21 protein-coding genes, 1 tRNA gene and 3 riboswitches are annotated in these 22,651 nt (G+C 27.9%); of the genes, 16 read left to right on the plus strand and 6 right to left on the minus strand.

Features of this window, described 5'->3' with window-relative positions; genetic code table 11:
• Window positions 1-73: 73 nt before the first annotated feature.
• Together IC173_RS15250 and IC173_RS15255 are read right to left on the minus strand one after the other, a co-directional pair.
• The gene (locus IC173_RS15250) at window positions 74-871 is read right to left on the minus strand and encodes a MetQ/NlpA family ABC transporter substrate-binding protein (protein ID WP_227482414.1); all 798 of its coding nucleotides are present in this window, start codon (window positions 869-871) and stop codon (window positions 74-76) included.
• A 113-nt stretch (window positions 872-984) separates the two neighbouring features.
• Window positions 985-1,092, minus strand: a riboswitch (SAM riboswitch).
• A gap of 90 nt (window positions 1,093-1,182) precedes the next feature.
• Window positions 1,183-2,169, minus strand: a complete 987-nt coding sequence (locus tag IC173_RS15255; protein ID WP_227855805.1) for a lipoate--protein ligase — start codon at window positions 2,167-2,169, stop codon at window positions 1,183-1,185.
• Window positions 2,170-2,337: 168 nt separating this feature from the next.
• Window positions 2,338-2,514: riboswitch (Lysine riboswitch) on the plus strand.
• A 144-nt stretch (window positions 2,515-2,658) separates the two neighbouring features.
• Between IC173_RS15255 and IC173_RS15260 the strand changes: the two genes are divergently transcribed.
• From IC173_RS15260 to IC173_RS15290, 6 genes are all read left to right on the plus strand, one after another.
• Window positions 2,659-4,389 carry a Na+/H+ antiporter NhaC family protein gene (locus IC173_RS15260; protein WP_227823796.1) on the plus strand — a complete coding sequence of 577 codons (1,731 nt, stop codon included), beginning with the start codon at window positions 2,659-2,661 and terminating at the stop codon, window positions 4,387-4,389.
• Between the two features lie 111 nt (window positions 4,390-4,500).
• Window positions 4,501-4,581 (plus strand) — tRNA-Leu (locus IC173_RS15265).
• Between the two features lie 658 nt (window positions 4,582-5,239).
• Window positions 5,240-5,344: riboswitch (glycine riboswitch) on the plus strand.
• Window positions 5,345-5,551: 207 nt separating this feature from the next.
• Window positions 5,552-8,026, plus strand: a complete 2,475-nt coding sequence (gene gcvPA / locus IC173_RS20755; RefSeq protein WP_255613407.1) for an aminomethyl-transferring glycine dehydrogenase subunit GcvPA — start codon at window positions 5,552-5,554, stop codon at window positions 8,024-8,026.
• Window positions 8,026-9,483: an aminomethyl-transferring glycine dehydrogenase subunit GcvPB gene (gene gcvPB / locus IC173_RS15280; RefSeq protein WP_227836087.1), complete on the plus strand. Its 1,458-nt coding sequence runs from the start codon at window positions 8,026-8,028 to the stop codon at window positions 9,481-9,483. Before gcvPA ends, gcvPB begins: the two co-directional genes overlap by 1 nt.
• 170 nt (window positions 9,484-9,653) lie before the next feature.
• Window positions 9,654-10,208, plus strand: a complete 555-nt coding sequence (locus IC173_RS15285) for a DMT family transporter (protein WP_227831086.1) — start codon at window positions 9,654-9,656, stop codon at window positions 10,206-10,208.
• A gap of 233 nt (window positions 10,209-10,441) precedes the next feature.
• On the plus strand, window positions 10,442-12,799 hold the full coding sequence (locus IC173_RS15290; RefSeq protein ID WP_227433128.1) for an HAD-IC family P-type ATPase: 2,358 nt from the start codon (window positions 10,442-10,444) through the stop codon (window positions 12,797-12,799).
• Window positions 12,800-12,895: 96 nt separating this feature from the next.
• Here the strand turns inward: IC173_RS15290 and IC173_RS15295 are convergent, their stop codons facing one another.
• Window positions 12,896-13,213, minus strand: a complete 318-nt coding sequence (locus IC173_RS15295; RefSeq protein ID WP_227433130.1) for a pyrimidine/purine nucleoside phosphorylase — start codon at window positions 13,211-13,213, stop codon at window positions 12,896-12,898.
• A 304-nt stretch (window positions 13,214-13,517) separates the two neighbouring features.
• On the opposite strand from IC173_RS15295, the gene IC173_RS15300 reads away from it, so the two are divergent.
• The 3 genes from IC173_RS15300 (at window position 13,518) to IC173_RS15310 (ending at window position 16,005) form a co-directional block, all read left to right on the plus strand.
• The gene (locus IC173_RS15300) at window positions 13,518-14,198 is read left to right on the plus strand and encodes a response regulator transcription factor (protein WP_227823799.1); all 681 of its coding nucleotides are present in this window, start codon (window positions 13,518-13,520) and stop codon (window positions 14,196-14,198) included.
• Window positions 14,199-14,280: 82 nt separating this feature from the next.
• Window positions 14,281-15,675, plus strand: coding sequence for a sensor histidine kinase (locus tag IC173_RS15305; RefSeq protein WP_227855806.1), 1,395 nt, complete (start codon window positions 14,281-14,283; stop codon window positions 15,673-15,675).
• A gap of 204 nt (window positions 15,676-15,879) precedes the next feature.
• The gene (locus IC173_RS15310; RefSeq protein ID WP_413927554.1) at window positions 15,880-16,005 is read left to right on the plus strand and encodes a hypothetical protein; all 126 of its coding nucleotides are present in this window, start codon (window positions 15,880-15,882) and stop codon (window positions 16,003-16,005) included.
• Window positions 16,006-16,018: 13 nt separating this feature from the next.
• On the opposite strand, the gene IC173_RS15315 is transcribed toward IC173_RS15310, so the two are convergent.
• The 3 genes from IC173_RS15315 to IC173_RS15325 all read right to left on the minus strand — a co-directional run bounded on the left by IC173_RS15315 (window position 16,019) and on the right by IC173_RS15325 (window position 18,633).
• Window positions 16,019-17,380, minus strand: coding sequence for a recombinase family protein (locus IC173_RS15315; protein WP_227855807.1), 1,362 nt, complete (start codon window positions 17,378-17,380; stop codon window positions 16,019-16,021).
• A 68-nt stretch (window positions 17,381-17,448) separates the two neighbouring features.
• Window positions 17,449-17,922 (minus strand): ImmA/IrrE family metallo-endopeptidase, encoded by a 474-nt coding sequence (locus IC173_RS15320; RefSeq protein WP_227482422.1) that lies wholly within the window; start codon window positions 17,920-17,922, stop codon window positions 17,449-17,451.
• A gap of 9 nt (window positions 17,923-17,931) precedes the next feature.
• Window positions 17,932-18,633, minus strand: a complete 702-nt coding sequence (locus tag IC173_RS15325) for a helix-turn-helix domain-containing protein (protein ID WP_227855808.1) — start codon at window positions 18,631-18,633, stop codon at window positions 17,932-17,934.
• Window positions 18,634-18,811: 178 nt separating this feature from the next.
• On the opposite strand from IC173_RS15325, the gene IC173_RS15330 reads away from it, so the two are divergent.
• The 7 genes from IC173_RS15330 (at window position 18,812) to IC173_RS15360 (ending at window position 22,643) form a co-directional block, all read left to right on the plus strand.
• Entirely contained in the window at window positions 18,812-19,018 is a 207-nt protein-coding gene (locus IC173_RS15330; RefSeq protein ID WP_227855809.1) for a helix-turn-helix domain-containing protein, read from the plus strand.
• Between the two features lie 168 nt (window positions 19,019-19,186).
• Window positions 19,187-19,963, plus strand: a complete 777-nt coding sequence (locus tag IC173_RS15335; protein ID WP_227855810.1) for a BRO family protein — start codon at window positions 19,187-19,189, stop codon at window positions 19,961-19,963.
• A gap of 56 nt (window positions 19,964-20,019) precedes the next feature.
• Window positions 20,020-20,622, plus strand: coding sequence for a hypothetical protein (locus IC173_RS15340; protein WP_227855811.1), 603 nt, complete (start codon window positions 20,020-20,022; stop codon window positions 20,620-20,622).
• Window positions 20,623-20,673: 51 nt separating this feature from the next.
• A complete protein-coding gene (locus tag IC173_RS15345; protein WP_227855812.1) occupies window positions 20,674-20,850 on the plus strand; it encodes a hypothetical protein in 177 nt (58 codons plus the stop codon).
• The gene (locus IC173_RS15350; protein ID WP_227855826.1) at window positions 20,840-20,998 is read left to right on the plus strand and encodes a hypothetical protein; all 159 of its coding nucleotides are present in this window, start codon (window positions 20,840-20,842) and stop codon (window positions 20,996-20,998) included. The genes IC173_RS15345 and IC173_RS15350 overlap by 11 nt, the downstream gene beginning before the upstream one ends.
• 44 nt (window positions 20,999-21,042) lie before the next feature.
• On the plus strand, window positions 21,043-21,468 hold the full coding sequence (locus IC173_RS15355; RefSeq protein WP_227855813.1) for a hypothetical protein: 426 nt from the start codon (window positions 21,043-21,045) through the stop codon (window positions 21,466-21,468).
• 11 nt (window positions 21,469-21,479) lie between these two features.
• Window positions 21,480-22,643 carry a DUF2800 domain-containing protein gene (locus IC173_RS15360; protein WP_227855814.1) on the plus strand — a complete coding sequence of 388 codons (1,164 nt, stop codon included), beginning with the start codon at window positions 21,480-21,482 and terminating at the stop codon, window positions 22,641-22,643.
• Window positions 22,644-22,651: the final 8 nt, after the last annotated feature.

Here is a 22,651-nt window from a genome sequence, read left to right on the forward strand (position 1 = left end):
CTTAAATGGTAGCACTTAACAAGTCAATATTCAACAAGATTACAATAATAATATTAAAATTATACTAATTCTACTAAAAAACAGGAATTACAATTCCTTTGTATTTTTCTTTAATTAAGTTTCTTGCTTTATCTGATGTAAGAACTTCTTGTAGAACTTTAATTTTTTCACTATCTTTATCTTCACTTCTAAATGCTAAAAGATTAGCATATTCATCATTTACCGGTGCTGTGTAGATTCCATTTTTCTTAGCATCAAGACCAGCAGGTACTGCGTAAGTAGTGTCTATAAATGCAGCAGTTACATCTGGAAGAGAAGATGGTATTTGAGCAATATCTAATTCTTTGAATTGTATGCCCTTTGGATTTTCAATTATATCTTTAGGACTAACTAAATTATTTTCTTTAGGTAAAGTTAAAAGTCCTATACTTTCAAGATATCTAAGGTCTTTAGAACAAGAAGATGGATTGTTGCTTATTGCAATTGTATCTCCCTTTTTAAATTCATCAACAGATTTTATTTTGTAAGAGTAAAGTATCGCTGGGCATACATATAGTTTAGTTCCTGCCATTATTTTATAACCTTTAGCTTTAACAGCTTCTTTTAGATAAGGTTCATGTTGAAATAGATTTGCATCAATTTCGCCATTATTTAAAGCTTCATTTGGAAGTATGTAATCGTCAAAGTTCTTAACTTCTAAAGTATAACCTTTTTCTTCAATCAGTGGTTTTAGTTCCTCTAACAACTCTCCACCTGGAACTAAAGTAGCACCAACAACAATTTTTTTATCGTCTTTAGATTTTGAACATCCAACTACAGATAAAGTAAATACTAGACATAATAACAAACTTAATAATTTTTTGAATTTCATAAAAATTCCCTCCTGAATATAATTGATTAGTTAAAAATAAAATACCCTCTTTTTATCACATTGTGAAAATAAAATAAGCCTGAGTGTAAACTCAGGCTTTAAAAGCTAATTTAAACTCATCTTTCAGTACAATACTGCAGGATTTAGCACCAATGTATATTAAAAAATATACTGGTTGCTGGGTTTCACAGGGCCAGTCCCTTCACCACTCTGGATAAGAAGTATTAATTTTTAATTATGTTATACATATTAGCATGATTTTTTGTATCTGTAAACATAATTTTATAAATATTTTAAAGTTTTTGTTATTTCTATTTAACACCCAAAATTCCAGAAACTAAAATATTAGTATCAGCACCCAAGAAATAGTCATTTATTTCAATAGCATCTAAAATAGCTCTCAATGAATTCTCCTCATGCTTTGTACCAATAAGTTTATCTTCTACAAAAGATACATCACACTTCCCAAAGAAATCTCCAAAAAACTTTATACTAGTTATTATACCTTTATCAACATTTAAATTAAATTCTACATTTCCACCAGCATATTTTAATTCATTTGAAAGAGAGTATTTTGGTGAATTACCAAAATTCCAATCCCAAGTTTCATATTTTGATTTAGTAAGTTTTTCTATTTCTTCTATGTCATATTTACTTAGAGAGTAATTTGTAGTACCAGTATTTGTTGAAGAAAGATAATTCATTATAGCATCTTTAAACTCAAGTATATCCATATCAGACTGTAAATGTTCGCTTATATTGGTTACACGAGACTTTACAGATTTTATGCCTTTACCTTCAAACTTTATGGGTTTTACTTTTAGTGCATTTGGAAGGTCATTTATTTCAGATGAAAATAAAAGTGTCCCATGATGCATCACTTTATTTTTATAGTTATGTTGAGCATTTCCAGAGAATTTTTTACCTTCTATAAGAAGGTCATTTCTTCCAGAAAACTCAGCATTGACATCTAAGGTTTTAAGCAAGTCTATTATTGGTTGAGTGAATCTTCTGAAATCACTAAAGCTATTATTATTACAAGCTATAAATGTAAAGTTTATATTTCCTAAATCATGAAATACAGCTCCTCCGCCAGATTGTCTTCTAACAACTGGTATTGAATGTTCTTTTATATATTCTAAGTTTATTTCAGAAAGTGTATTTTGATTTTTTCCAACGATTATAGAAGGTTCGTTCCTCCATAAAATAAATAAATCTTCGTCAAAGTTTTTAAGTAGATATTCTTCCATTGCTAAATTAAAATAAGGGTTTGTTTTTTCATTGTAAATTAATAACATTAAAGTAATTCCTCCATATAATTGATAAAATTTTTTTAGCTGATTTTAGTACAATTATTTTTATAATTCGACAATAATATAAAAAATCCTTTAAAGTAAAATTTTTAAAACTTCCTTGCAAATTTTAAATAAATAATATATACTCAAAATATATTTAATAAAAGTGAATAAAAGGGTAGAGGCGCAATAATCTATCAGTACCAATAAGGAGTTAAGCACAAAGAATTATTGGGAAAGGGGATATTGCCGAAGTTTTATAATCGATGCTTTAAGATTATATTGCTGGGGGTACATAAAATATATGTACAACTGTCACAGGTTTATTTGTGGTGAGCTATCATTTAAGGAATTATATTATATTTGTTTTTAGTATTATCAATGTATTGTAATGTTTAAGCCTTGAGTGTTTACCACTCAAGGCTTTTTTATTTTATCATAACCCATAATACCCTATATAATTCACAAAATTAAAAAGAGAGGGAGATTTATATGAGAAATAAAAAATTTAACATTATTTTTCTGACGACAATTATGTTTATAATGTCAACTGTAATGGTATTTGCAGAGGAAGATATAGATACCATTGCACTGGCTAACGCAGAAAAATTTGGAATTTTAACTTTAATACCACCATTAGTTGCTATAATACTTGCATTTATAACTAAAAATGTAATAATTTCTTTATTGCTAGGAATTCTTTCTGGAAGTTTTATAATTCAAGTCAGTGGAGTTAATGTATTTGCTGCATTTATACAAGCGTTTTTAGACTTAGTAGATAGAGCTTTAGTATCTCTATCAGACCCGTGGAATGCAGGGATAATACTACAAGTCTTAGCAATTGGGGGAGTAATAAATCTTGTTGCCAAGATGGGTGGTGCTAAGGCTATAGCTGAAGCACTTGCAAAGAGAGCAAAATCAGCTAAAGGTACACAGATTATAACTTGGTTTTTAGGTCTTTTAGTTTTCTTTGATGATTATGCTAATTCATTAATTGTAGGACCTATGATGAGACCAGTTGCAGATAAAATGAAAATATCAAGAGAAAAATTAGCATTTATAATAGATGCTACAGCAGCACCAGTTGCTGGGCTTGCTATAATATCTACATGGATAGGTCTTGAAGTTGGTTTGATACATGATGCTTTTGAAAGTATCAGTGTAGATGTTGATGCATTTGGCATATTTTTAAATACAATACCATTTAGATTTTATAACATATTAATATTAGCATTTATTGTAATTTCAGCGTTATTATTAAAAGAATTTGGACCAATGAGAAAAGCTGAAATAAAATCTAGAAGTAGAAAAATTGGTACAGACCTTGATGAAGGTGTTGAAGAGTTGGATGATTTAGCTCCAAAAGATGGAGTGAAATTAAGTGTATGGAATGCTATAATTCCAATAGGTACATTAATAGTAGTTGCACTAGCATCATTCTATTATAGTGGATATACATCTATAATGGGAGGAGAAGATAAGACTTTAATACAATTATTTACAAATTCGCCATATTCTTTTGAAGCAATCAAAGAAGCGTTTAGTGCATCTGATGCATCTAGAGCATTATTCCAATCTGCATTAGTTGCAAGTTTAGTTGCTATTATAATGGCTGTAGTTAAGAAGATTTTTACAGTATCAGAAGCAATTGATGTTTGGATAGATGGTATGAAAAGTTTAGTAATCACTGGTGTAATATTAATACTTGCTTGGTCATTAAGTTCAGTAATAAAAGAGTTAGGTACAGCTAAATTCTTGATACATTTATTATCAGGTTCACTGCCTCCATTCTTACTACCAAGTTTAATATTTGGATTAGGAGCAATAATATCTTTTGCTACTGGAACTGCTTATGGAACAATGGGTATACTTATGCCACTTGCGATACCACTTGCATATTCACTAAATCCTGACATGTCTTATGTAATAGTAAGCACAAGTGCAGTTTTAACAGGTGCAATATTTGGAGACCATTGTTCTCCAATTTCAGATACAACAATACTTTCTTCAATGGGAGCTGGATGTAATCATATAGACCATGTTAATACTCAAATGCCATATGCTATATTTACAGCAGTAATTACTATTGTATTTGGATATATACCAGCTGGATTTGGATTGCCAATATATATAGTATTGCCAGTTGCTATAGCAGCTGTATTTGTAGGTCTTCAAATTATAGGTAAGAGAGTAGATGAAGCAGAAATAGAACTTGCAGAATAAGGCTGTAAATGAATTTTACCTTTTATTATCATTATTTTGTTTATTTTTAGATAATTTAAAAAAGTTATTGAAAATAATAGCGAAATATAGTAAAATAAAAGAGTAATATAAGCGGATGTGGCGGAATTGGCAGACGCACTAGACTTAGGATCTAGCGCCATTGGCGTGGGGGTTCGACTCCCTTCATCCGCACTTTACAGTACTTAGTTGTGCTGAAAAAAAACTGGGGTTGCTGGCTTTCGGAGTGGGCTATCCCGTTTTTATTTTTTGATAAATAACTATATTAAATTAATAGGGATACCTAATGATAGGAATTTGCTATATTGTTATTTTTAGAAAACTTGTAAAAAAGCTCAATAAGTTCTTTTTGTTATACAAAAATAAAATTACATATACAACATTTAAAATGTATGTAAATAAAGGTATAAAATTTTATAGCAATGTATTTTAAAAGTATAAAATGATTAAAATTTTAAGAAATATTCAAATCACATAACCATTCAATAGTTGTAATTCTATTAAAAATATTCTATTTTAAAAATCTTATTTTTCACAAGTTTAAAATTGCAAACGATTTCATTAAGTGTATGAATATACTTTTAACATGTTATAGTAAATCTCGATACAAATTTACATTTGGTTCTTTGTGTGTTATTTTAATAATAAATTAAGTGAAAATGTTATTTTGCATTAATATATAATATGTTTGCAGAAGAGTGAATAATATAAAAGAGAAATAATTGATAATAAAAACTTAACAAAAAAATTAATACATAAAAAAAAATAAATATAATGTGTTGACATTTGATTTAAATATTCATAAAATAAAATTGAAAATAAATATTTCCAAGTGAGATTAGCGAGAGAGACCTTTATACAAAAAGGCGCCGAAGAAGAAATTTAAGAAATGCCAATTCTTAGAGAAGCTTTCAGGCAAAGATATCGCTAATTGATGGGACTCTGGAGAGACTTAAGTTAAATATTATAAGTCACCGAAGAAGCAGAATAATATTAAATTATTAAATCTTTCAGGTATACAAACAGGGATATATAGGCTAGGATTATTTCCTATGCTTATATATTTTTTTTTATGGGAAAATACAGGACATAATGGCGAAGTTGCTTAAATAGAATAAGTTTAGTTTTATAGGGAGGGTTATATATGAATGAATTAAAAAGAGTACCTTTGTATAATACACACAAAGAGCTTGGTGCAAAGCTTGTTGAATTTGCTGGTTGGGAAATGCCTTTAGAATATGAAGGAATAAACAAAGAGCATGAAATGGTTAGAAAAAGTGCAGGTATATTTGATGTATCTCACATGGGAGAGATAGAAGTAAAAGGAGTAGAATCAGAAAAATTTATACAAAATCTAGTTACGAATGATATAAGTGTATTAAAAGTCAATGACATCATATATACACCTATGTGCTATGAAAATGGTGGAGTAGTTGATGATTTATTAATATATAAGTTTGGGGAAGAAGATTATTTGTTAGTAATAAATGCAGGAAATATAGACAAAGATGTTGTATGGATAATGAAGCAAAGTGAAGGGTATAAAGTAAATATAAAAAATATATCTAATGAAGTTTGTCAATTAGCAGTTCAAGGACCTAAAGCAGAAAAAATTCTTCAAAAAATCACGGACATAAATTTAGAATCAATAAAATTTTATAAGTCAATGCCAAAAATAAAAGTATCTGGATACTCTTGTTTAGTTTCAAGAACAGGATATACTGGAGAAGATGGTTTTGAAATATATTGCAAAAATGAACATATAAAAGCAATTTGGGATGAAGTCCTGAAAGTTGGAGGAGAAGATATATGTCCAGCTGGTCTAGGTTGTAGAGATACTTTAAGATTTGAAGCAGCTCTACCTCTATATGGACATGAGATAAATGAACACATATCTCCACTTGAAGGAGGATTATCTATTTTTGTAAAAGTAAATAAGGAATCATTTATTGGCAAATCAATCTTAGCAGAAGAAAAAGAAAATGGGATTAAAAGAAAATTAGTAGGATTTGAAATGCAAGGTAAAGGGATGCCTAGAAATGGATATGATATAAAAGTTGGAGATAAAACAGTTGGTTTTGTAACTACTGGGTGTGCATCTCCAACAACAGGAAAAATCTTAGGAATGGGAATTATAGATGCTGAATATGCAAAAGCAGGAAATGAAATAGGTATAGCAATTAGAAAAAAAGTTGTTCCTGCTATAACAGTTAAGAAGCCTTTTTATAAAAAACAATATAAAAAAGATAATGTTGTAGTAAATAAAGAAAATAAATTTTCATATATACCTGCCACAAATGAAGATAAGGAAAAAATGTTAAAAGTAGTTGGATTAAACTCAGTTGATGAATTATTTTCAGATATACCAGATGAACTAAAATTAAAAAGAGATTTAAATCTAGATAGTGGAAAATCTGAATTGGAAGTTAGTAAAATAGTAAAAAGATTGTCAGAGGAAAATTTAAGTCTAGAAGATTTAACTTGTTTTCTTGGAGCTGGTGCATACGACCATTATATACCATCAATTATAAAGCATATAACTTCAAGGTCCGAATTTTATACAGCATATACTCCATATCAAGCAGAAATAAGTCAAGGAACTTTGCAAGTAGTGTTTGAGTTCCAATCTATGATTGCAGAAATTACTGGTATGGAAATTGCAAATGCATCAATGTATGATGGAGCGACTGCTGCAATAGAAGCATGTATAATGGCAATGAATCAAACTAGAAAAAGTAAAATAGTAGTATCAAAAACTACACATCCAGAAACTTTATCAGTACTAAAAACTTATTTACAATATAAAGATTGTGAAATAGTAGAAATTGATTTTTGTAATGAATATGGAACTACAGATATAGAAAAATTAAGAACTTCTGTAGATAAAGATACAGCATGTGTCCTTATACAAACTCCTAACTTCTTTGGGATTATTGAAGAGATGGAAGAAATAGAAAAAATAACTCATGAAAATAAAGCCATGTTAATTATGAGTGTTGACCCAATATCATTAGGTGTTTTAAAAACACCAGGTGAAATAGGAGCAGATATTGTTGTTGGAGAAGCTCAATCACTAGGAAATCCTCTTAATTTTGGAGGTCCTTATGTAGGATTTTTGGCTAGTAAATCTAAATATACAAGAAAAATGCCTGGAAGAATAGTTGGGCAAAGTTTAGATACAGAAGGGAAAATTGCATATGTATTAACTTTACAAACTAGAGAGCAACATGTAAGAAGAGAAAAAGCAACTTCTAATATATGTTCAAATCAAGCTCTAAATGCTCTTGTAGCATCAATATACATGGCTACTATGGGTAAAGAAGGATTTAAAGAAGTTGGTATGCAATCAATGAAAAAAGCACACTATGCTTATAATAAACTTGTGCAAACAGGAAAATACAGACCTATATTTAAAGGCAGATTTTTTAAAGAATTTGCAGTACAAGGAAATTATAATATAGACACTATAAACGATAAACTTTTAGAAGAAAATATATTAGGTGGTTATAATTTAGAACACAATTATCCAGAATTAAAAAATTCAACTTTACTTTGTGTAACTGAAAAAAGAAGTAAAAATGAAATAGATAAGTTAGTTGGAATAATGGAGGGGTTATAATGAAAGAATATAATAGTTTGTTGATAGATATATCTAAAAAAGGTAGAAAAGCATACTCACTTCCAGAATTAGATATAGATGATATAAAAATAGAAGATATGATTGACCCAACTATGGCTAGACAAAATGAATTAAACTTACCAGAAGTTGGTGAATTAGAATTAGTTAGACATTATACTTTATTGTCAAATAAGAATTTTGGTGTTGATACTGGTTTTTATCCCTTAGGTTCTTGTACAATGAAATATAACCCTAAAATTAATGAAGATATGGCAGCACTTCCAAACTTTACTGGAATGCATCCATATCAATCTTCAGATACAGCACAAGGGTCTCTTGCTCTTATGTATGATTTATCAAATAAACTTGCAGAAATTACAGGTATGGATGAAGTGACACTTCAACCTTCAGCAGGTTCACATGGTGAATTTACAGGTCTTATGCTTATAAAAGCGTATCATGAAAATAGAGGAGACTATAAAAGAACTAAAGTAATAATTCCAGATTCTGCACATGGAACAAATCCAGCAAGTGCAGCTATGGCGAATTTTGATGTAATTCAAATAACGTCTGATAAAAATGGTGCTGTAGATATAGATGCATTAAAAGAAGTTTTAAATGATGAAGTAGCAGCCCTTATGCTTACTAATCCGAGTACTCTTGGGCTATTTGAAAAAAATATAAAAGAAATAGCTGACCTTGTACATGAAGCAGGTGGTCTTTTGTATTATGATGGTGCAAACATGAATGCTATTATGGGAATAACAAGACCAGGAGATATGGGATTTGATGTAGTCCATCTTAATCTTCATAAGACATTTTCAACTCCTCATGGTGGTGGTGGTCCAGGGGCTGGACCTGTTGGAGCAAAAAAAGAGTTAGTGTCTTTTTTACCAATTCCAATAATCGAAAAACAAGAAGATAAATATGTATTAAATTATGATAGACCAAAGTCTATTGGAAAAATTAAAAATTTCTATGGAAACTTTGGAGTCCTTGTAAGAGCTTACACATATATATTGACAATGGGAAGAGATGGACTTAAAGAAGCTAGTGAAATGGCAGTTCTAAATGCTAATTATATAAAAGAAAGTATAAAAGATGATTATATTTTACCAATAGACACTTTATGTAAACATGAGTTTGTATTAGGTGGATTACCAAGAGGAGAAGCAAATATAAAAACTATTGATATAGCAAAGAGATTGTTGGATTATGGATATCATCCTCCAACAATGTATTTCCCTCTTATTATAAATGAAGCACTTATGATAGAGCCTACAGAAAGTGAGAGTATAGAAACATTAGATAGTTTTATTGAAGCTATGAAGAATGTCGCCAAAGAAGCTAAGGAAGAGCCAGAATTACTAAAAACTGCTCCACATAATACTTTAGTTAAAAGAGTTGATGATGCAAGAGCAGTGAAAAAGCCTATATTAACATGGTCACAAAGATAAGTAATTAAAATAATAAATAATTTAAATATACAAAAACTTTGTATTTGTATTAAAAAGCTATCTAAACTATTTTAAATTAGATAGCTTTTTTGTATATATGTTGACATACATGGTATGTACTGTTAAAGTTTTTTATATATTACTAGAAAATGTGAGGATTTAAATCCCTCTTGATTTTATGTATGTTTCAACCATTTCTATATTTTATGCTTGAGACATTTGGAGTTAAGTATACATCTACATCAGAAGTTGGAGTTATGATATCTATGATACCAGTAGTTACAGGGATTATGGGAATTATATTTTTAAATGAAAAAATGAACTTAAAACAAGTAGTGTGCATCGTAATTGCAGTTTTTGGAGTTATAATAGTAAATTTACAAAATACAGGTAATCAAACAAGTAGTATGCTTGGAAGAATAATGATACTTGCGGCAGTAATTTGTGCAGGTGCATATGGTGTATATGTAAGAAAATTATCTAAAAGTGAATTTACACCAATTGAAATAACAGCAGCAATGCAACTAATTGGAACAATATCATTTACATCAATATTATCAAATATCGCTACGGTAGTATCTATATTTGCAGGAGTATTTTTACTGAATGAAAAGTTCAATTTTTATAGTATTGTAGGAAGTATGCTTATAATAATTTCAGTTATAGGAATGATTATATATGGTAAAGGAAAACATGAAGATTTGGAAATTGAATATACAAACTAGTTTTATTTTATAGGGAATAAACCCATTTATTCTTTTAACTTAATTTAAACTTAATAAGAATATATCGAAATTCATAAAAAATTTAGGAAATCTTAAGAATTATGATATTTAAATCTTTAGATTTATGTTTTATTATATAAACTACAATAAGATATATTAAACTAAATTAGAATTTTACAATATATTTATAGATATTACTATTAAAGAAAAAGTTAAGTTGAAAGGAGTATAATATGGATAAAGTTAACTTAAAAAGATATAATTGTGATATAAATGTTGGATTAAACAGTGAACAACTTAAAAGTAGAAGAGAAGACAATTTAATTAATGTATTTGACAATGGAAAAACTAAAACATACAAGCAAATTTTTAAAGATAATATATTTACACTTTTTAATCTTATAAATATTGTTTTAGTTTGTTTGCTAGTTTCAGTTGGCTCTTTTAAAAATACCTTATTTATATTTATTGCTGTAATTAATACTATTATTGGTGTGATTCAAGAGATAAGAGCAAAAAGATTGTTGGACAATCTATCTGTTATAGTATCAAGCAAAGTATCTGTTATAAGAGAAAAAGAGAAAATAGAGATTGATGTTCAAGAATTAGTGCTGGACGATATTATGATTTTAAAAACAGGAAATCAAATTTGTGCTGATTCAAAAGTTTTAGAAGGAAAGTTAGAGGTAAATGAATCTCTAATCACAGGAGAATCTGATATTATTGTAAAAAGCAAAGGTGATTTTTTATATTCTGGTAGTTTTGTAGTTTCTGGAGATGCATTTGTAAAAGTTGAAAACATAGGAAAAGATAACTATGCAAATAAGATAGCTAGTGACGCTAAAATTTCCAAGAAACACAATTCTCAACTCAGAAATTCATTAAATGCAATATTAAAAGTTGTTGGTGTAATAATTATTCCTTTAGGAATTATATTGTTTGTAAAACAACATTTTGGAAATGGAGATTCTATAGTAACATCTGTAGTAGGTACTGTGGCAGCTGTAAATGGAATGATACCAGAAGGATTAACTCTGCTTACAAGTATTGCCTTAGCTGTTGGGACAATAAAACTTGCAAGCCACAAGACTTTAGTTCAAGAATTATATTGTGTAGAGACTCTTGCTAGAGTTGACACATTATGTCTTGATAAAACAGGTACAATTACAGAAGGTAAAATGCAAGTTGATGATGTAGTAATGCTTGAAAAAGTTGATGTAAATGAGATTATGGGAAATTTGTGTAATTCTCTTAAAGATGATAATGCGACATTAAATGCTATAAGAGATAAATATGATATTTCAGATACGTATAAAGTTAAAAATTTGATTCCATTCTCATCAGCAAGAAAATACAGTGGTGTTGTTTTTGAAAATGAAGGTACATACTTAATAGGAGCCTTTGAGTTTATTTTTAAAGATAGATATAAAGACTTAAAAATAGAAATTGAAAAATATTCTAAAGCAGGAAATAGAGTAATAGCTTTAGCTCATAGTAACTCTTACATGGAAGATAATAAGATACCTGAAGATATAAAACCGCTTGCTTTTATATTGATATTAGATAAAATTAGGAATGAGGCTAAGGAAACTTTAGAATTTTTTTATAATGAAGGTGTAGATATAAAAATTATATCTGGAGATAATCCAATAACAGTAAGTGAAGTAGCAAGAAAAGCAGGTCTTAAAACAGCTAATAGATTTATTGATGCAACAACACTTAAAAATGATAAAGACATATACGATGCTGTTGATAAATATAGTGTTTTTGGAAGAGTAAGCCCACAACAAAAGAAACAAATGATTGTAGCATTAAAACAACAAAATCGTACAGTAGCAATGACAGGAGATGGTGTAAATGATGTGTTAGCACTTAAAGAAGCTGACTGTAGTATTGCAATGGCATCTGGAAGTGATGCTACCAAAAATGTTTCTAATTTAGTTTTATTAGATTCAAATTTTGCATCCATGCCAAAGGTTGTTATGGAGGGGAGAAAGGTAATCAATAATATTCAAAGAGCATCTTCTTTGTTTTTAGTAAAAACAATCTTTTCATTCTTCTTATCACTATTAACATTATTTTTCTTTAGTAGACAGTATCCATTTGTGCCAATTCAATTATCATTGATTGGAGCTGTAACAGTAGGTATACCATCATTCTTTTTAGCTCTTGAGGCAAATAGAAGTAGAATTTCAGGAAATTTTTTACTTAATATATTAAAAAATGCTTTACCAGGAGCATTATGTGTAACATTAAATGTAATTATTGTTTACAATATAGTCGAATATTTAGGTTATAGTTCAAGTGTATTTTCCACAATGTGTGCTATATTAACTGGTATATGTGGTCTTTTAATACTAAGACAGCAATGCTTGCCATTTAATAAAGAAAGATTATTTTTAATTGTAAGCATGACCATAGCATTTGTTATTGGGATTCTATTTTTAGGTGGATTATTCTCATTTGTAGCTCTAAGTAAAGAGCTAATCCTTATAACTATGGTATTAGCAGTGTTAATGCCGATTATGATAAAAGTTATGTTATTTGTATTAGATGAGATACTAGACACAATAGTTCCAGATTTAAACTAATTTGAGCAATATAAAAAAAAGAGCAACTTAATATTAAATATAGTTGTTCTTTTTTTATTTACATTAAATTTTATATAAGAATATCATATATATTTATTAATCAGCTATGTATGAACAGCAATAATCAACAACTTCATTAACTTTTAAATCAAAACTTGAATCAGAAGGAACATTAAATTTTTGACCTTCTTTATATGTCACAAATTCATTGCTTCCAGGTAGTTTTACATCCATGCTTCCAGCAAGCATTTCCATTATTTCTTCTTCTCTAGTAGAAAAAGTATACTCTCCAGGTAACATCAATCCTAAAGTTTTTCTTTCTCCATTAGGAAATATTATTACTCTACTACTTACTTTACCATCAAAATAAACGTTTGCTTTTTTTACTGCAGTAACATCTTTAAATTCACTCATTAGACAAATCCTCCAAAATTATTTACTCATATATATTATATAGAAATAATATAAAAATTGCTATATATTTACAAATAAAATTTAGTATTTATAAAAAAAATTAATAAAGATAAAATAAAAAAATTTAAAAAATGAGTGGAAAAAATTCATATTGTTATTATATTGACTTCACAATTTTATAAATATAATATGAAAAGTACTTAGGAGAAGTACCATATGCTACACATCAAAAACATAAAGATAGTGTATAATCTAAATATGTTATACAATCTAAAGTTTATAATTATAGAAAGAGGGGATAAGCTTGTCAAAGAGAATATTGGTCATAGAAGACGATATAGATATCCAAAATATAATAAAAACATTTTTAGAAAATGCAGATTATACTATCATAACAGCAAATAATGGTCTTGATGGAATTGAAAAGTTTAAAAAGCAACAATTTGATTTGATTTTATTAGACATACTGATGCCAAAAATAGATGGCTTTGTAGTTTGTGAAATAATAAGAAATGAATCTAATATTCCAATTATTATACTTACAGCATTGGATGAAGAAACAGACCAAGTAAAAGGATTTGAATTAAAAGTGGATGATTATATTACAAAACCATTTTCTACAATTGTTCTTCTAAAAAGAGTAGAGGCAGTATTAAGAAGAACTGGGGATAAGGAAGAAAATCATGAAGATAGAGAATTTTTATCATATAGAGATATCAATGTTGATGTTGAAGGATATAAAGTTTTTATTAATGGTAAACAGATTGAATTGACTGCTAGAGAATTTGAAGTTCTAAAGGAACTAATAGAACACAAGGGGCGTGTACTTACTAGAGAAAATTTAATAAATAGCCTGTGGAAATATGATTTTTTAGGAGATGAAAGGGTTGTAGATACACATATAAAAAATCTTAGAAAAAAGCTTGATGTGAATTACATAGAAACAATAAGAGGGGTAGGATATAGGATTGATGTATTGGATTAAGAAAAGTCTAAATAGAAAAGTTTTTTTTAATACAACTTTGATACTTATTTTATCCTGTACACTAATTTACATATTTATCATGATGTCAATGCCCAAAACATATAAATCATACTTAACAGATGATATCAAAAAAAATCTGAATGAATTTGTTAAAGTTATTGAGAAGACTAAATATGAGGATTCTACACCTAAATTTTATGATTTTATAATTGAAAATAATGTGTCTATTAATTTAATGAAAAATGGAAAATCAGTAGAAATACCATCTAATATAAAGTATGGGAAATTAGGTGATGAAAATATTATATCAAATAAGAAGCAAAGAACCATATTTAATGAAGATAATTTTTTATATAATTACCTAAATAATAATCAAATTTCGGGAAGTAGTTATGTAAGTGCCATATCCACTGATATTACATTTAAAAATAGTTCAGATAAATATATTCTCTCTGTTATGCCAAAATTGATGGTAGTTGATGAAGCTTCTATGGTTTTATTAAAATTGATACCAGTAGTTGCAATAATGATTTTGATAATATCACTAGTTACTTCATTTATTTATTCTAGAGTAATTACAAAACCTGTTGTCAAGATAAGTAATACTTCAAAAAAAATTGCACAGATGAATTTAGATGTTAGATGTGATGTAGAAAGTGATGATGAAATAGGCTCTCTTGCTTTAAGTTTAAATGAGCTTGCACATAATTTATCAAGCACACTTAATAATCTTGAGCATGCAAATTTAAAGCTTCAAGAAGACATTGAAAAGGAAAGAAAGAATGAAATAAGTAGAAGAACTTTTTTTGCAGCAGTATCTCATGAGTTAAAAACACCAATTACGATTATAAAAGGTCAACTTGAAGGCATGATATACAATGTTGGCATGTATAAAGATAGAGATACTTATTTAAGACATTCACTTAAAGTAATAGAAAGTATGGAAGAAATGGTACGTGAAATTCTCGATATTTCTCGTATGGAGTCATCTGGATTTAAATTAAATACAGTAGAAATTAATATGAGTTCATTAGTACAGAAATCAATACAAAATTACTTAATATTAGCAGAAAATAAGAATATAGATATTATTACTGATATAGAAAAAAATTTATACTCTTTTGTAGATATAAAATTGATGAAAAAAGCTATTTCTAATATTATTAACAATTCAATTAAGCACTCAAAAAATGGTGTTTTGGTAAGTATAAAATTGTATAAGAATAATGAATGTGGAGTTTTTGAAGTTGAGAATTCAAATACATTTATAGAAGAATCTGAGATAGAAAATATTTTTAATCCTTTTTATCGTGTAGATAAGTCACGAAGTAGACAATCTGGTGGAAGTGGTCTAGGATTGTATATTATTAAAGTTATATTTGATATGCACAAGGTCAAATATAAAATTGAAAATACATCAGTAGGTGTAAAATTTACAGCTATATTTCCTATCGCATTAAAAAATACATTGCAGTAAATATTTTATAAATAAAATAACCCTATACTAAAATTTTAAGGTTAAATTTAAATTTTAGTATAGGGTTATTTTGAGTATAAGAATGTATTTAAAAAGTATTTAGCTACCATATAAAAAACAAGATAAGAACATATTAACTACATACTTCATTTATATAATAAAAAATGTAATAAGAAACTAAAAAACGTGAAAGGTGAGTGAAACATGAAAATTGATGTTAAAAATTTAAATATGATTTATAGAGCAGGGAAGGAAGCACTAAAAGATATAAATATAAGTCTTGAAAGTCCAAATTTGATAGGCTTACTTGGTCCTAATGGTTACTATTAATTAGTCCGAATAATTATATAAAATTAATTGTGATGTTTTTGTTATTATCTATTTCTATATAATCTATTATAGACAGCCAAAAACGTCTGCGTTCAACCTTGCTTAAATTACTATACATCTCATTAATATCAATGTCTAAGAATTTTTTTATATGTGATGTATCAATAATTTGACTTTCTTGTTCTTCAGTTATATTATCCAATTGAGATTGTAATTTTTCATAATCTTTTCGATAAGTTTCTTTATTAATTAAATCTTCCAAATATAAGTCTTTTATTTTATCTAACTTTTTCATAATATTTTTCTTTTCATCTTTTTTACTAAATCTTTTCATTTGTCTAATTTTTTCATTTTGTGATTCTAATTTCAACATATGCTTATGTAATTGTGGTTTTAAATTAGTTAAAAGATAATTTTCAATGTGTTTTTCATTATGAGTTACGCTATGTATGCAGTTTTTATTTAGATAGAATGTAGAACACCTATAAGATAAGTAAACTCTTTTATCATTAATGTTTTTAGAATTACCCTTTAATGTTCGACCACACTCCTTACATTTTAAAAGACCAGAAAAAATATGATAGTTTCTATTTTTATTATGAGTAGATTTTTTATTTTTTTCTAATATTCTTTGGATTCTCTGAAATTGTTCTTTTGATATAATTGGCTCACAATAATCTTCAACATAAAATCCTCGTTTATTATAGATTCCTATGTAAAGTTCATTTTTTAGTATATTCTTTATTTTATTATAACTATATAATTCGCCACAAAGATTATTAATTATATCTATTAAACTTCTAACAGAACATAATTTCTCATATTCATCAAAAATAGATTTAACTATATATTCTTTTTCTTTATCAATAACTAGATGCTTATTTTCTATTTTATAACCTGTTGGAATTGTGCCACTTACAACCTCTTTACGTTGTAACTTATCTTGAAAAACAAATTTTATTCTTTCAGATGTTTGAGCTGCTTCATTTTCTGCTACAGATAACATAATGTTTATATGTAATCTACCAGCAGCAGTACTAGAATCATAATTTTCTAAAATGGTTTTCCAATCACATTTATGCTTTTCCAAAGTTTCCATGATTTTATAATAGTTTTTAACACCACGACTTAGTCTGTCAATTTTAGTTAAAAGAACTAGGTCTACTTTATCCTTTTCTACATCTTTTAATAATCGCTGTAAGTTAGGTCTTTTTAAATTAGTTGCAGAGAATCCTTCATCAATGTACTTACCAACTATGTCAAAATCATTCTCTTTAGAGTACTGTTCTAAAGCCTCTATTTGTGTTCTTATACTATCCCCATTTAAAACTTGTTCTTCTGTACTAACACGTATATAAAGTGCTACTCTTAACATCCCATCACCACCTTTTTTATAGTTATATTTAAGAGTAGTTTAGTTACTCTTAAATAAACTATGAATTGTTATAAAAAATTCGCATTCATAATACTAAATCTTGGCTCAAAAAATATTACATAATTATCTAGTGTAGCTGAAATACCATATTTATTTTTATAACATTCTAAAGCTTCCTTTAGAAACTTTTCAGTTACCTCAAGGTATTCTGCCATTTCAGATATAGTCTTACAACCAGCATTAAAACTATCTATTATACCTTTAAGACCAATTAACTTGTTATAAGCCCTTAATCTAGCTTTATATTCCTGTTTACTATTTTCAACTTTATTTAAATCTATAATATCACCATATGATGTGTAGTGGTGTCCTAATTCTTCTGCTAAAACACAAATTTTTTCACTTAAGGTAGTAAGTTTATCTTTATTAAGTGCAATTTTGTTATTGATATATAGACCACTAGAATTAGATTTTAAAGGAACTTCTTTAATTAAAATATTGTTGTCATAAGCTTCAGTTTGTAATTCTTCATATTTATTCAAATTAGACACCTACCATTTTTTCATATCATCTAAATCTTGATATATTTTTTCAATTTCTCCTTCTTCATCTAAGTGGTCATTATGTGCTGCCATTGTATCTATATGATTTTTATTTACATATTTATCTATTTGAGTAAGTTCATCTACTCTTTTTATTGCCTCGTTTTGCCCAATGTCGTTTAAGGCATTAAAGCTTGCTAAAAGCTTATTTTCTTTAGTCGCACTAAGATTATCAAAGTCAACTGCTTTTTTAAACTCTTCATATTTAACTACATCTCCGTTAAAAATTTTCGGTATATATTCATCGTATAAGCAATATTTATTAAATATCTCTGATTGTGTTGTATCAAAAGCTTCACATATAGATGTAAAATCATTTTCCTCAATTGGAATTAAATCATTTTCATACTCCTCTAGTTTTTCTTTTTCAATACCACTTAATTTTGATAATTCTTCTAAAGAAAGACTCAGTTCTTCTCGCTCTTCTTTGATTATATACCCTATGTCATAAAGTATTTCTTTTTTTAAGAGTAAATCTGTACTAATTCTAAATATACTAGCTATTTTGATTAAAGTATCTATATTAGGTTCTCTTATACCATTTTCATAACGTGTAATTGTAGAAATATTTACACCTAATTTTTTTGCTAACTCCTGTCTGGAAATATTTTTTTCAAGTCTGTATTTTTTTATTGATTCTCCAACGCCCATTTTTTAACCTCCCTTTAATTATATAATCATATTATAAAACATTCAATTCCAAAATGGAACGATAAACAATAAAAAATATTAAAAATAATCTTGACTATTCCGAAATGGAATGATAATATTAAATTACAAAAATAAAGTTCCAATATGGAACTAAGAATAGAGAGAGGTGATATATAAAATGAGCTATAGATTAAATATTAAAGTATTAGATTTAGCTATGTTGAAGAAAGGTTATTCATTGAATCAACTATCAAAAGAGTGTGGTCTGTCAAAGTCAACAATATCAAGAGCTATAAATAGAAAAAGTATACCAAGAAGACTTTCTTTATATGAAATATCCAAGGCTTTAGATATTCCAGTAGAAGAACTTATAAAGGAGGAATAAGAATAATTAAGATGCATTGAAAATGGGTGATGGAACATTACATACATTGTTTACAAAGTAAAATTAAGACTTTGTAAGTAAATGTAGCACCAGAAGGTGATATGTATAGATTAATTATAAAATCAGTAGTGTTGACTTTAGAAAATTAAAATTGAGGAGGAAGAAATTATGAGTAGTAACTTAATGGTATTTGAAGGAAAAGAAGTAGAAGTGTTTGAGTTTGAAGGTGAAATTTTATTTAACCCATATGATTGTGGAACATGTTTAGAACTTACAGAAAGTGGAGTAAAAACAGCATTAAGTAAAATGAATGATAAGCAAGTGATAAAACTTACAAATTCTAAAGTTGCTAAGTACAACTTTAGAAAGTTACATAATACAGGTGAGAATTTTTTAACTGAGAGTGGGGTATATAAGTTAATCTTTAAATCTCAAAAAGAAGAGGCTGAAAAATTTCAAGATTGGGTTACTGATGAAGTATTACCATCTATTCGTAAAACAGGTACATATAGTAGTAAAAAAACTAAAGATACTAAGGATGAATCAGAAATAAAATACATGAATGCTCAAGCAAGATTAAAAAATGCAAGAACAAGAGAAGCAAAGATTTATTTAGAGTTAGCTGATAAAGTATCACAAGCAGGGATACCAGAATTTGCTCAAGTAATGTATTCAAAAACTACTGAACTTATTTCTGGAGAAACATTAATACCACTACCTAAAATGGAAAGAAAAACTTATTCAGCTACAGATATAGGTAAGATGTTAGGAATTTCAGCTAACAAAGTTGGAGGATTAGCAAATGCTTATAATCTAAAAACAGATGAGTATGGAATTAATGTATGGGATAAAGCTAAATATTCAGATAAACAAGTACCTAATTTTAGATATTATGAAAATGTAATACCAGTTTTAGAAAAAGTACTAAAGGGTTTTGAAAACTAAATTCAGAAGTTGCTAAATATAACTTTAAAAACTTAAATTTAAGGAGGAATAAGAAAATGAAAGAAAATAACAGAATAGTAAGTGTTGGAACTGAAAGTGAGATGGATTTAACCTTTAATGAATTAGAAATGATAAATGATTTTAAAAACTCTATGAATACCATTAACACTAAAATAGCTAGTGATTGTGAGATTTTAGAAATAGATAAAGATATAGTAGGAAAAATTGCAATAAGTGTAACTTTGAATTATAAGAAAATGAATTTTGAGTATTTAGAAATGGATGAAAAACTCTTTGATGATTTTACTTTTGAGTTTATGTTAAAGTTCTTCGGAGATATAGAAGAAGATGAACTAATCAAATATCTTACCCATGTAGGAGATGAGGAAGATGAAAGTCACGAATTGAGTGATAGAGAAAGGATATTTTATAAAATAGTAGATACACTTGATGCAATAGCAGATATAAAAATAGCAGACCAAAATAAGATAGAAAAAGAAGTAGGTATGTGTATAGGTGAGGATAATTATATAACTTATTGCATAGATGAAGATTTAATAAAATTCTACATTAAAGATGAAGAAGAACTAGTTATAAATAAAAATAGTCCTTTGTTATATATGTTAGATACACTATTTTATGAAGTGCATGAAGAGTAAAAGTTACAATGATTAAATACAGAATATTTTGAAAATAAAGGGGCGATTTAAATGGGTAAAAAAAGCGAATACACAGTAACAACAGTTGGTGAACCAAATTTAGATGCATTAGGAGAGACTTTAGCTAAAATTCTTACAGAGAAATTCGGAGTATTAATAACTCACACATACATTGAGAACTATTATGTTGATAAAGAGAAAGAAGGTGATGAAATTGTTGAGTCTTAATATTAATAGGAAGAACATAGTAACACTTAAAAGGAATGGTGAGTTTTTAGCAGATATAGTATTTAAGGATATTGAAACTGGTAAAAAAATATCAGTTGGTATATTAAACAAAAAAAGTGCTGGTCAAAGTAACCAACACAACAAATAAAATATAACACAAATAAAGTATAACACAAAAAGGAGAGATTTAAAATGGTTGAAGTTAATGTAAATGTAAAAGTTAAAGTGGAAGCACCAGAATTTACAAATGCACTATTAGTAGTAGCGAATGCTTTAGGAGGTCTTAATTTAGGACAAGCAATGCAGATAGAACCTATAAATATAATGGATATGAAAGAAGAGAAGAAGGCTGAAACTAAGCAAGCTGAAAAGACTAAAAAGGTAGAAGTTAAAGAAGATAAAATAGAAGTCAAGGAAGAAGTGACAAAGGATAGTGAAGATACAACTGATGAGGTTAAATACACAAAAGAAGAGGTAAGAACTAAGGCAGCACAAGTAAGTAAGGCAGGTAAGAAGGATAAGCTTAAAGAGTTATTTGGTGAATTTAGAGCCAGTAAGTTAAGCGAAGTAAAAGAAGAAGATTACCCAGCATTTATGGATAAATTAGAAAGTTTATAGGAGGTACATAAATGGCACAACATGCAAGACTTAGTGCAAGTGGAGCACATAGATGGCTTAACTGCACTCCTAGTATAAAATTAGAAGAAAACTATCCATCATCAACTAGTATATATGCAGAAGAAGGAACAGTAGCACATGAATTAGCAGAAACTAAATTAATGCTAGAGTATGAAAAAATAAGTAAAAAGGCATATAATGCAAGAATTAAAAACATACAGAAAAGTGAATATTATAACTCAGAAATGGAGGATTATATACAATCTTATGTTGATAATGTAATTGAATTAGTAAATGACAGTAAAGCTATATGTGATGATGTAATAGTAATGTTAGAAGAGAGACTCGATTTTAGTGAATGGGTTCCAGAAGGCTTTGGAACAGGAGATGTTGTTGTAATATCTGATGGAATACTTCAAGTTATAGACCTAAAGTATGGAAAAGGTGTGGAAGTTTCAGCTATAGATAACCCTCAACTTAGACTATATGGTTTAGGTGCATATAATCAGTTTGAAATACTATATGATATTGATTTAGTTAAGACAACTATAATTCAACCTAGACTTGATAATATATCAAGTGAAGAAATCGAAGTTACCAAGTTACTTACATGGGCAGAGGACATCAAAAAGAAGGCTCAAATGGCTTTTAATGGTGAAGGTGACTTTGTAAGTGGTGACCATTGTGGATTTTGTAGAGCTAAAAATGATTGTAGAAAAAGAGCTGAAGATAATCTTGAGAAAGCTAGAAAATATGATTTTGCTGATACATTTACTCTTAATGAATATGAGATTGCAGACATTTTGGGATTTGCTAAGAATGTTCAAGATTGGTTAAAGGATATTCAAAGTTATGCACTAGAACAAGCTGAAAAGCATGGTGTTAAATATCCAGGATATAAGCTTGTAGAAGGGAGAAGTAATAGAAAGTATGTGGATGAACAAGAGATTGCTAATGTTTTATTAAATTCAGATTATGATGAGGAAAAGATTTATAAACCAAGAACATTAAAAGGAATTAGTGATATGGAAAAAGCTATAGGCAAAAAGAGTTTCACTAATCTACTAAATGATTTAATTATAAAACCAGTTGGCAAAGCTACTTTAGTTCTAGAAAGTGATAAAAGACCAGAAATTAATAGTATAGATTCAGCTAAAAAAGACTTTGGAATATAAATTAGGGG

It is taken from the genome of Clostridioides sp. ES-S-0048-02 (assembly GCF_020658495.1).
GTDB lineage: Bacteria > Bacillota > Clostridia > Peptostreptococcales > Peptostreptococcaceae > Clostridioides.